This is a genomic window from Streptosporangium sp. NPDC006007 (assembly GCF_040614315.1).
In the GTDB taxonomy this organism is placed as follows: domain Bacteria; phylum Actinomycetota; class Actinomycetes; order Streptosporangiales; family Streptosporangiaceae; genus Streptosporangium.
The window spans coordinates 20,975-32,251 of the sequence record NZ_JBEXUG010000040.1; the positions used below are offsets into that span (position 1 = coordinate 20,975).

The window sequence follows — 11,277 nt, forward strand, 5'->3', positions numbered from 1 at the left end:
ACGTCGAGCGGACCGGTCCGCCCCTGATGAGCCCGCTCCCCGTGACGGGGGGCGGGCTCATCAGGTGTCCGCGCCGGCTCCGGCCGGGATCAGCTCCAGGCGAGCATCCGGAGGGGGTCCTCCAGCATGGCTCCCAGATCGCGGAGGAAGAGCGAGCCGAGCTCACCGTCCACGATCCGGTGGTCGAAGGAGAGCGCGAGCGTGCACACCTTACGCGGCACGATCTGCCCGTCCACCACCCACGGCATGTCCCTGATCTGGCCGAAGGCCAGGATGGCCGACTCGCCCGGATTGAGGATGGGGGTGCCGGCGTCCACCCCGAACACCCCCACATTGGTGATCGTGATCGTGCCCCCGGCCATGTCGGCGGGCTGGGTACGGCCCGCCCTGGCGGTCTCGGCCAGGGCCCCCAGGGCACCGGCGAGCTCCGGCAGGGACAGCGTCTGAGCGTCCTTGACGTTGGGAACGAGCAGCCCCCTCGGAGTGGCCGCGGCGATGCCCAGGTTCACCCCGTACTTGACCACGATCTCCTGGCGGGCCTCGTCCCACGACGAGTTGATCATCGGATGGCGGCGGACGGCGACGAGCGTCGCCTTCGCGACCAGGAGCAGCGGTGTGACCCTGACCTCGGCGAAGTCGGGAAGCTCCCTGAGCCGCCCGACCGCCTCCACCGCCCGGGTCACGTCCACCTGGAGGAACTCGGTGACGTGCGGCGCGGTGAAGGCCGAGGCCGTCACCGCCTGCGCGGTCGCCTTCCGCACCCCCTTGACGGGGATCCGTTCCTCCGTGACCGCCGCGGGGACGGCCGAAGGACCCGCCCGACCGGCCAGGCCGACCGCCGAGTGGACGTCCTCCCGGGTGATCGTCCCCTGCGGGCCGGTCCCGGTGAGCGTGGCCAGGTCGACCCCGAGCTCCCTGGCCAGCTTCCGCACCGGAGGCTTGGCCGGCGCGATCACCCGGCCGGCCGGCACGGCCGTACCGGCGGGGACCGGGGGCACGGCGGGGACCGGGGGCACGGCGGGGACGGCCCCGGTCTCACCGGCGACGGGAAGCGTGGCGAAGGACGCCGCCGCGCCCGCGCCGCCACCCGCGGCTCTGTCCGCGTCCCCGTTCACGGCCCGGCCGGAGGCGCCCGCCACAGGTTTGCGGGGGCGGCGTTTGGCGGCGCCCGGCTTGACGCCGTACCCCACCAGAACGGGCCGCCGCTCCTGCTCGGGAGGGTGCGGCACCATGTCCTCGGTCAGGCCCCGCCGGTCCGCGGAGACCTCGGTGAGCCCCTCCTCCGCCCGCGCGCCCGAGGGGGCGCCGGGGGCGGGAGCCGTGCCGTCGTCCACCGAGATGATCGGCCTGCCGACCTCCACGGTCTCGCCCTCGACGGCCGTCAGTGCGCTCACCACCCCCTCGAAGGGGCAGGGCAGCTCGACGACGGCCTTGGCCGTCTCGATCTCCACGATGATCTGGTTGATCTTGACCGGGTCTCCGGGCCTCACGTGCCACCGGACGATCTCGGCCTCGGTCAGGCCCTCTCCCACGTCGGGGAGCCTGAACTCCTTCATCGTCGCCTCTCCTCCTCAGAACGCGAACACGCGGTCGACGGCGTCGAGGACCCGGTCCAGGTCGGGCAGGTAGTGGTCCTCCAGCCTGGAGGGCGGGTAGGGGGTGGACGGGCCGCCGACGCGCAGCACCGGCGCCTCCAGGCTGTAGAAGCACCGCTCGGTGACCCGGGCGGCGATCTCCGCGCCGAAGCCGCTGTAGACCGGGGCCTCGTGCACCACGACGCAGCGGCCGGTCCTGCCGGCCGACTCCACGACGCGCTCCACGTCCAGCGGGTTGAGCGAGCGCAGATCCACCACCTCCAGGGATCGGCCGTCGTCCTCGGCCGCCGTCGCGGCCTCCAGGCAGGTCTTCACCATCGGCCCGTAGGCGATCAGCGTGACGTCGGTGCCCCGCCGTACCACCCTGGCCTCGTCGAGGGGGGTCCAGCCCTCGGAGAAGGCGGAGGTGTCGACGTCGGCCTTGTCCCAGTAACGCCGCTTGGGCTCGAAGAAGATGACCGGGTCGTCACAGCGGATCGCCTGCTGGAGCATGGTGTAGCCGTCGGCGGGGTTGGAGCAGGCCACGACGCGCAGACCGGCGGTGTGGGTGAAGTACGCCTCCGGCGACTCGCTGTGGTGCTCCACCGCGCCGATGCCGCCGCCGAACGGGATCCGCACCACGACGGGCAGCCGCAACTTGCCCAGCGAGCGCAGCGGCATCTTGGCGAGCTGGGTGATGATCTGGTCGGCGGCCGGGAAGACGAACCCGTCGAACTGGATCTCGCAGACGGGACGGTATCCCCGGAGCGCGAGGCCGATGGCCGTGCCGACGATGCCCGACTCGGCCAGCGGGGTGTCGATGACCCGCTGTTCGCCGAAGTCCTTCTGCAGCCCGTCGGTGACCCGGAACACGCCGCCGAGCTTGCCCACGTCCTCGCCCATGACGAGAACCTTGGGGTCGTCCTCCATCGCCCTGCGCATGCTCTCGTTGAGCGCCTTGGCCAGCGTGAGAGTCGTCATCCCTCGAACCCCTCCAGATAGGCCGCGAACTGCGCGCGCTCGGAGTCGATCAGCCGGTGCGGTTCGGCGTAGACGTGGTCGAAGATGGCGAGCGGCTCGGGATCGGGCAGCGCCAGACAGCGTCTGCGCGCGTCACGGCCCAGTTCGTCGGCCTCGGCGTCGATCGTGTCGAAGAACTCCTGGTCGGCCAGCTGGTTTTTGAACATGTAGGCGCGGACCCGCTCGATCGGATCCTTGAGCTTCCACGCCTCCAGTTCGTCGGCCACCCGGTAGCGGGTCGGGTCGTCGGAGGTGGTGTGCGCGCCCATCCGGTAGGTGAACGCCTCGATCAGCATCGGACCCTGCCCGGCCCTGGCGTCGGCCAGCGCCTTTCGGGTGACCGCGAGACAGGCGAAGACGTCGTTGCCGTCGACCCGGACGCCGGGGAAGCCGAAGCCGCTCGCCCGGCGGTACAGCGGGATGCGGGTCTGCTTCTCCAGCGGCTCGGAGATGGCCCACTGGTTGTTCTGGCAGAAGAACACCACGGGCGCGTTGAAGACCGACGCCCAGATGAACGACTCGTTCACGTCGCCCTGGGAGGTGGCGCCGTCGCCGAAGTAGACGATCGAGGCGGCCTCGGCGCCGTCGCGCTGGATGCCCATGGCGTAGCCGACGGCGTGCAGGGTCTGGCTGCCGATGACGATGGTGTAGAGGTGGAAGTTGTGCTCGGCGGGATCCCAGCCGCCGTGGTTGACCCCGCGGAACAGCCCGAGCAGGTTGACCGGATCCACCCCCCGGCACCAGGCCACGCCGTGCTCGCGGTAGGTCGGGAAGGCCATGTCCGCGTCGGTCAGCGCCCGTCCCGAGCCGATCTGCGCGGCCTCCTGACCGAGCAGGGAGGCCCACAGGCCCAGCTCGCCCTGGCGTTGCAGCGCCACGGCCTCCAGATCGACCCGGCGCACCAGGACCAGGTCCCGGTAGAGTCCGCGGATCTCCTCCGGTGTCAGGTCGATGTCGTAGTCGGGGTGCTCGACCCGCTCACCCTCGGGGGTCAGCAACTGGACGAGCTCCGGTGGTGCTTCCGCACCATGAGGGGCCTCGGCTGTCACGTGCCACTCCTGTGTGCTCGGGGCCGGCGTGATGGGTTCACCATCGCTGTCCGGCCGGTTAGCAGCGCATCCGATCCGACTGGTGGTGGTTCGTCTGCGTTTGTGGACATCGTGACAGAGGGCACATACCTGTGCGCAAGCCCCGCCCCGGCATCCATCTCGCTCTCCCTCACCCGCCGGATTCCCTGTCACCTTCCCGCCGGACCGGCTTTCACCCTCGCACGAGGAGAGCCGGGACCATGCGACGAACTGCCGACGGAGCCCGTTACGCTTGAGGCGCCGAACCGTCCCCACCGCAACCAGGAGGAACACCGTGGCGCGCGTCATTGTCGACGTCATGCTGAAGCCCGAGATTCTCGACGCGCAGGGCCAGGCGATCGCCCGCGCGCTGCCGCGGCTCGGCTTCTCCGGTGTCTCAGCGGTACGGCAGGGCAAGAGGTTCGAGGTGGAGCTTGAGGGGCCCGCCGACGAGGCCGCCCTCGCGGACGTCCGCAAGATGGCCGAGACCCTGCTGGCCAACACCGTGATCGAGGACTACCGGGTAACCGTGGAGTCCTAGATCATCACGTATCGCGTAGGGCATGCCCGTACGTCCGGGTAGATCACCTTCCGAGCGTGTCGCAATCCCACAGCTTGACCAACACTAAATAACATTAAGGTTATTTTGCGGTTAGCCCGGATTCCGCGGGGAAACCTTGACAAGGTGACGTCTGGCCCCGGGAGGGATCCGGTGGATATCGAGTTCTCGCTGGCTCTGCCCAGAGAGGCCATCGGCATTCCGATGGTCCGCAGGGCACTGGGCGACTCCCTGCGCTCGCTCGGCGTCACCGAGAGCTGCGTCTCCGACATCCTGCTCGCGGTCACCGAGGCGTGCGCCAACGCGGTGCGCCACGGTGGCCCGGACAACCGCTACGAGGTCGAGGTGTCCATCGGCGACGGCCGCTGCGACGTCCACATCATCGACAGGGGGCAGGGGCTCGTCCGGGTCCCCGAGCAGTATCCCCCGGCGGACATCGAGAACGGCCGGGGCATCCTGATCATGCAGGCGGTGGTGGACGAGATCTCCTTCGGCATCACACCCGGCCGGGGAACCACCGTGCACCTGCGCAAACACCTCGACTGGGATGAGGACGCCGTCTTCCTCCGCCAGGGTCGCGTGCTCGCCGCCGTGTGACCCGCTCTCCCGGAGCGGATAGCCTGGGCGCACCGCCGCAGACCGAGGTCCGACGTGTGAGATGTCGGCGCGGCGCTCGTTTGTGGAGGGGAACGCTACCATGAGTGCTGCCCGCGTGGGCGTCGTCACTTTTCCCGGGACTCTTGACGATCAGGACGCGGCCCGCGCCGTGCGCCACGCGGGCGGCGAAGCCGTCCCCCTGTGGCACGCGGACCCCGATCTCAAGGGGGTGGACGCGATCTTCCTGCCGGGTGGTTTCTCCTACGGAGACTATCTTCGGTGCGGGGCGATCTCCAGGTTCGCGCCCCTGATGGAGGAACTGATCCCGGCGGCCAGGGCCGGACTTCCCGTCCTGGGCACCTGCAACGGCTTCCAGATCCTCTGCGAGGCCCACCTGCTGCCCGGCGCGCTGATGCGCAACGCCGGACTGCACTACATCTGCCGCGACCAGCGCGTCCGGGTGGAGAACACCGCTACGCCCTGGACCTCCGACTTCGCCGAGAGGCAGGAGATCGTGCTGCCGGTCAAGCACGGCGAGGGCCGCTACGTCGCCGACGAGCCGACCCTGAAGGCGCTGGAGGCGGGGGGGCAGGTGGTCTTCCGCTACGTCGGAGGCAACCCCAACGGCTCGCTGAACGACATCGCGGGCATCTGCAACGAGGCCGGGAACATCGTCGGCCTCATGCCGCACCCCGAGCACGCGGTCGAGGACCTCACCGGCGCCCCGAGCACGGACGGCCGCGGATTCTTCTCCTCGATCCTGAAGAAGCTGGTGAACCTGTGAGCGAGCACGCCCCCCAGGCCCCCGCCGACGACGTGCGGGCTCAGCCGGCCCTGGACACCGTCAGGCGGGCCCAGGACACGCCCGGCGAACGGCAGCCCTACGCCGAGCTGGGCATGAAGCTCGACGAGTACGAACGGGTCCGCGCGATCCTCGGCCGCCGGCCCACCAGCTCCGAGCTGGCCATCTACAGCGTCATGTGGAGCGAGCACTGCTCCTACAAGTCCTCCAAGGTGCACCTGCGCCAGTTCGGCACCAAGGCCCCCACGTCCGAGGCCCTGCTGGTCGGCATGGGCGAGAACGCCGGCGTGGTGGACATCGGCGACGGCTGGGCGGCCACCTTCAAGATCGAATCGCATAACCACCCCTCCTACGTCGAACCGCACCAGGGCGCGGCGACCGGCGTCGGCGGGATCGTCCGCGACATCATGTCGATGGGCGCGCGGCCCATCGCGGTGATGGACGCGCTGCGCTTCGGCGCCGCCGACGCCCACGACACCCGGCGGGTGCTGCCCGGCGTGGTCGAGGGCATCAGCCACTACGGCAACTGCCTGGGACTGCCCAACATCGGCGGCGAGGTCGTCTTCGACCCCTGCTACATCGGCAACCCGCTGGTCAACGCCCTGTGCGTGGGCCTGCTCCGCAAGGACCAGATCAAGCTGGCCACCGCCCCGGGACCGGGCAACAAGGTCGTGCTGTTCGGCGCGCTGACCGGCCCGGACGGCATCGGTGGCGCGTCCGTCCTGGCCTCGGCCACCTTCGAGGACGAGTCGCACGCCAAGCGTCCCAGCGTCCAGGTGGGCGACCCGTTCATGGAGAAGCTGCTGATCGAGTGCTGCCTTGAGCTCTACCAGGCGGACGTGGTCGTGGGCATCCAGGACCTCGGCGCGGCCGGCGTGTCCTGCGCGACCACCGAGCTGGCGGCCAAGGGCACCGGCGGCATGGACGTCAGGCTGGACCTCGTCCCGCTGCGCGACCCGTCGCTGCGGCCCGAGGAGATCCTGATGAGCGAGTCGCAGGAGCGCATGATGGCGGTCGTCACCCCCGACGACATCGCTGCCTTCATGGCGATCTGCGCCAAGTGGGACATCCCGGCGACCGTGATCGGCGAGGTCACCGACGGGGGCCGCCTGGTGATGACCTGGCACGGCGAGACCATCGTCGACATCCCGCCGGGCACCGCGGCCGACGAGGGCCCGGTCTACGAGCGGCCCTTCCACGAGCCGGCCGGTCAGTCCGCGCTCAACGCCGACGACCCGGTACGGCTGGCACGCCCCGACGACCTGCGGGCGACGCTGCTGGAGCTGCTCGGCTCGCCCAACCTCGCGTCCAAGGAGTGGGTCACCTCCCAGTACGACCGCTACGTCCGGGGCAACACCGTGCTGGCCCAGCCCGCCGACGCCGGGGTGCTGCGGATCAGCGAGATCATGCCGGGGGCCGAGGAGACGACCCGGGGCATCGCGCTGTCGACGGACGGCAACGGCCGCTACGCCAGGCTCGACCCGTACGCGGGGGCGCAGCTCGCGCTGGCCGAGGCGTACCGGAACGTGGCCGTGACCGGCGCGACGCCGCTGGCGGTGACCAACTGCCTCAACTTCGGCTCCCCCGAGGACCCCGAGGTCATGTGGCAGTTCGCCGAGGCCACCCGCGGCCTGGCCGACGCCTGCAAGGCGCTCGGCGTGCCGGTGACCGGCGGGAACGTCTCCTTCTACAACCAGACGGGGTCCACCCCGATCCACCCGACCCCGGTCGTGGGCGTGCTGGGCGTGATCGACGACGTGGCCCTGCGGGTCGGCAGCGGCTTCACCGGCCCGGACGAGAGGATCGTCCTGCTGGGTGAGACCGAGGAGGAGTTCGGCGGCTCCGAGTGGGCCCACGTGGCCCACGGTCACCTCGGCGGCCTGCCGCCCAAGGCGAACCTGGAGGCCGAACGCGCCCTGGCGACCGTGCTCACCGAGGCCGCCTCCCGCGGTCTGCTGACCGGCTCCCACGACCTGTCCGACGGCGGCCTGGCCATCGCCCTGGCCGAGGCGTGCCTCGCCAGGGGGGTCGGCGCCACGGTCTCCGCGGCGGGGGACGACCCGTTCGTCGAGCTGTTCAGCGAGTCGCCGGCGCGCGCGCTGGTGACCGTGACACCGGAGTCCTTCCAGCTCCTCGCCGAACTCTGCGTCGCCCACGAGGTGCCCTGCCACGGCCTGGGCGTCACCGGCGGCGACTCCCTGATCGTGGAGAACGTCCTGGACATCCCGATCACCGAGCTCCGGGAGACCCACACGGCCACCCTGCCGGGAATCTTCGGCTGACCCCGCGCACGACCCGAGGGGGGTACGGCTCAGCTGAGCCGTACCCCTCTCGGCGTCCAAGCCCCGGAAGGGCCCCAGCGTGGAAGGGCCGGGTGTGGACCGCATGACCGCATCGACCACATGCGGGATAATCACCGCTGTTCGGGGAGAACTCCGGCCGTCGCCGGTCGGAGGCGGACGCGACAGGGAGCCGGAACGGCTCCCGAGGACACGGAGGTCACCGTGCCGGTGAACAACCCGAGAACCGCGTCGCCCGAGAGGCTCCGGGGACCCCGGGAACGCGGGCAGGGCGGTCGTGGAGGTCGTGGAGAGAGCGGGGGTCACGGGGAGGACGACGGGGGCTGGGGCGGCAACGGCGGCGCCGGGAGCGGCGAGGGGCCGGCGCCGTACCTGCCGCCGTCGGGCCAGCCGGTCCGCCTGGTGGTCTGGGCCATCCACCTGGCGCTGCCGATGGCGGGGCTCTGGCTGCTGCTGACCAGGCCGAGGCTGAACGCCGTCCTGCGGGACAACGTCGGCCACTTCTGGCTGATCATCGCCGTGGCCGGGGTCAACGTGGTCCTCGGCACCATGATCGGCCAGGCCTCGGCCAGGCGGGCCGACGCACGGCTGCTGCTGGTCTCCCTGGTCTTCCTGAGCAGCGCCGGATTCTTCCTGATCCACGGCCTGACCACGCCGAAGGTCATCCTCCAAGGACCGAACTACGGGTTCGAGCTGTCCCAGCCGGTCGGCCTGCTCATCGCCTCGATGTTCGCCTTCGCCTCGGCCCTGCCGCTGAACGAGCGGGTGGCCCAGGCCGTACTGAAGGCACAGATCCGGCTGCGCGGCGGCCTCGTCCTGCTGCTGGCCGGCTGGGGAGTCGCGTCGCTGCTCCCCGATCTCACCCCGCTGGGGGGCCGGCCACCCGCGCACGGAGCCGGCCTCGGCGGGCTGGAGGCGCTCGGGGTCGCGCTGTACGCGGCGGCGGCCGCGATGATGTTCCAGCTGCACCGGCGGCGTCCCTCGGCCATGCTGATCAGCCTCCTCACCGCCTACGCGCTGCTGGCCGAGGCCACGGTCGCCGGGATGTCGCACTTCAACTGGCACCTGTCGTGGTGGCTCTGGCACCTGCTGCTGGCCGTGGCCTTCCTGTTCGTCGCCTACAGCGCCTACCTGCAGTTCCGGCAGGAGGGCTCCAGCGCGGGCCTGTTCGACTCGGTGGCGCTGGCTGCGACCGTCCAGCGGCTCAGGGGGGAGTACGAGGCCGCCCTGGAGGAACTCGTCGGCCACCTCAGGCGCAGGGCGGACACCCCTTCAGGCGGCGGGAGCCGGGTCCCCGTCGCGACCAGGCTGGCGGGCAAGTTCGGGCTCACCGAGGGGCAGGCCGCGGTGCTCGACCGGGCCGGCGAGGCGCTGGCCGACGAGCGGGAGGTGTCGGAACGGCTCGCCGCGCTGGTGGACATGGGCAACCGGGCCAGGGTGGGGATGCCGGAGGACGAGCTGCTGACGCGGGGGCTGGAGCGGGTACGGCGGGCGTACGGGGACGTGCGCGTCGGACTGATCTCCGGCGGGCGGGTCACCCTGGACTCCGGCGTGTACGGCCCGCAGGACTTCCCCGGCGACGGACCCGTACGGCTGGGCGGAACCGTCGTCCACCCGCTGACCGTGCGGGGACGGCTCGCCGGGGCGCTGACGGTGCCGGTGGGCAGGACCCGGCAGGACGAGGCGCTCGCCGCCACGCTGGCGAGCCAGCTGTCCATCTCCCTGGAGAACACCCGGCTGTATCAGGAGCTGTCCACCCTGTTCCGGCAGTACATGTCCCCGGATGTGGCGAAGTCCCTGCTGGCCGATCCGCGGACCGCGGCGCTCGGGGGCGAACTGGTCGAGCTGACCGCGCTCTTCGCCGACCTGAAGGGTTTCACGAGCTACTCCGAGCGGGTGGCGCCCGGCGAGATCGTCGAGATGCTGAACCGGTACCACTCGGCGGCCGTGCCCATCGTGCTGGGCAACGGCGGCACGATCGTGCAGTTCGTGGGTGACGCGCTGCTGGCGCTGTTCAACGCCCCCGCCAGGCAGGCGGACCACGCCGTCGCCGCCGCCAGGACCGCCCTGGCCATGCAGGAGGCGGCCGAGGAGATCGCCGCCGGGACGCCCGGCTATCCCCGGTTCAGGATCGGGGTCAACACCGGTGTCGCGCTGGTCGGCAACATCGGCAGCCCGGAGCTGCGCGGGTTCAACGCGATGGGTGACTGCGTGAACGTGGCCGCCCGGCTGGAGGGGATCGCCGAGCCGGGAACCGTGGTGATCGGCCAGAGCACCCTCGACCTGATCGGTCCCGGCGCCAAGGTCCGCCCGCTGGGCGAGCTCGCCCTCAAGGGCAGGGAGCGGCCCGTCCACGCCTATGTGCTGTCCGCTCTGCGGTAGAACCCGCCGTGGAGCCGCGGAACCCGCGCTGTGGAGCATGAACCCGCCGGAGAACCGGCAAGCCAGCGAACCGGAGAGCCCGAGAGCCCGAGAGCCCGAGAGCCCGAGAAACCATCGTGAAAACTCAGAAACCCATGTGAGACTGGAGAGTCCACCGTAAAACCACGGAAACCGCCGTGGAAGCGGGCTCTCCGGCGAGAGCCGTACCGGCATAATCGACACCGGCCAGACCGCACGAGGTAGCAGGAGACAGTCGTGACCTCCACCCCCGAGCCGGGCGAGTTCGCCACCCTGCTCACGTCCGACGAGGCCGCCGCGCTGCACGCGGCCGGCACCCCAAGGCGCTGGGGGCGGGGGGCGACGGTGTGCACCGAGGGCGACGTCGCCGAATGGGTGCTCCTGCTGACGTCGGGGCGGGTCAAGGTCTCCTCGCACACCGCCGGTGGGACCGAGGTGGTCCTCGCGATCCGCGGGCCCGGCGCGCTGCTCGGCGAGTTCGCCGTCATCGACGGTCTGCCGAGGTCGGCCACGGTGACCACGCTGGAGCCGGTGGAGGGCGTCACGATCCACGACTTCCCGGCCTATCTACGTGAGAACGGCCGGGTGGCGGTGCTCCTGATGCGGATGCTGATCGGCAAGATGCGCGACGCCGACCGCAAGCGGATCGAGTACGGCGCGTTCGACACCACGGGCCGGGTGGCGACCCGGCTGATCGAGCTGGCCGAGCGGTACGGCGAGCCGGTCGGCGGCGCGGTCCGGGTGACGCTGCCGCTCTCCCAGGACGAGCTGGCCGGCTGGACAGGGGCCTCCCGCGAGGCGGTCAGCAAGTCCCTGCGCTCGCTGCGGGACCGCGGCCTGATCGAGACGGGCCGTCGCCGGGTGACCATCCACGACATGGAGGGCCTGCGCAGGCGAGCCCGCTGACCCCGCCCCGCCGGCCGATCTCCTTCAAGATCGACATACCGGATAAGTCAGA

9 protein-coding genes are annotated in these 11,277 nt (G+C 71.1%); 6 read left to right on the plus strand and 3 right to left on the minus strand.

What is annotated here, in order from left to right; all coding sequences use genetic code 11:
- Positions 1-89 precede the first annotated feature (89 nt).
- Genes ABZ194_RS24790 through pdhA form a run of 3 tightly spaced genes read right to left on the minus strand, consistent with a single transcriptional unit; the run spans position 90 to position 3,643 of the window.
- Positions 90-1,556: a dihydrolipoamide acetyltransferase family protein gene (locus ABZ194_RS24790; RefSeq protein ID WP_355599399.1), complete on the minus strand. Its 1,467-nt coding sequence runs from the start codon at positions 1,554-1,556 to the stop codon at positions 90-92.
- Positions 1,557-1,571: 15 nt separating this feature from the next.
- Positions 1,572-2,555 carry an alpha-ketoacid dehydrogenase subunit beta gene (locus ABZ194_RS24795; RefSeq protein ID WP_355599400.1) on the minus strand — a complete coding sequence of 328 codons (984 nt, stop codon included), beginning with the start codon at positions 2,553-2,555 and terminating at the stop codon, positions 1,572-1,574.
- Positions 2,552-3,643, minus strand: coding sequence for a pyruvate dehydrogenase (acetyl-transferring) E1 component subunit alpha (pdhA, locus tag ABZ194_RS24800; protein ID WP_355599401.1), 1,092 nt, complete (start codon positions 3,641-3,643; stop codon positions 2,552-2,554). Before pdhA ends, ABZ194_RS24795 begins: the two co-directional genes overlap by 4 nt.
- Before the next feature lie 313 nt (positions 3,644-3,956).
- Between pdhA and purS the strand changes: the two genes are divergently transcribed.
- From purS to ABZ194_RS24830, 6 genes are all read left to right on the plus strand, one after another.
- Positions 3,957-4,202, plus strand: coding sequence for a phosphoribosylformylglycinamidine synthase subunit PurS (gene purS / locus ABZ194_RS24805; protein WP_355599402.1), 246 nt, complete (start codon positions 3,957-3,959; stop codon positions 4,200-4,202).
- 171 nt (positions 4,203-4,373) lie between these two features.
- A complete protein-coding gene (locus ABZ194_RS24810; RefSeq protein WP_355599403.1) occupies positions 4,374-4,817 on the plus strand; it encodes an ATP-binding protein in 444 nt (147 codons plus the stop codon).
- 100 nt (positions 4,818-4,917) lie between these two features.
- Positions 4,918-5,601, plus strand: a complete 684-nt coding sequence (gene purQ / locus ABZ194_RS24815; RefSeq protein ID WP_355599404.1) for a phosphoribosylformylglycinamidine synthase subunit PurQ — start codon at positions 4,918-4,920, stop codon at positions 5,599-5,601.
- A gap of 32 nt (positions 5,602-5,633) precedes the next feature.
- Positions 5,634-7,901: a phosphoribosylformylglycinamidine synthase subunit PurL gene (gene purL / locus ABZ194_RS24820; protein WP_355599429.1), complete on the plus strand. Its 2,268-nt coding sequence runs from the start codon at positions 5,634-5,636 to the stop codon at positions 7,899-7,901.
- A gap of 228 nt (positions 7,902-8,129) precedes the next feature.
- Positions 8,130-10,301, plus strand: a complete 2,172-nt coding sequence (locus tag ABZ194_RS24825) for an adenylate/guanylate cyclase domain-containing protein (protein WP_355599405.1) — start codon at positions 8,130-8,132, stop codon at positions 10,299-10,301.
- Positions 10,302-10,556: 255 nt separating this feature from the next.
- Positions 10,557-11,225 carry a Crp/Fnr family transcriptional regulator gene (locus ABZ194_RS24830; protein WP_355599406.1) on the plus strand — a complete coding sequence of 223 codons (669 nt, stop codon included), beginning with the start codon at positions 10,557-10,559 and terminating at the stop codon, positions 11,223-11,225.
- The last annotated feature ends 52 nt before the right edge of the window (positions 11,226-11,277 follow it).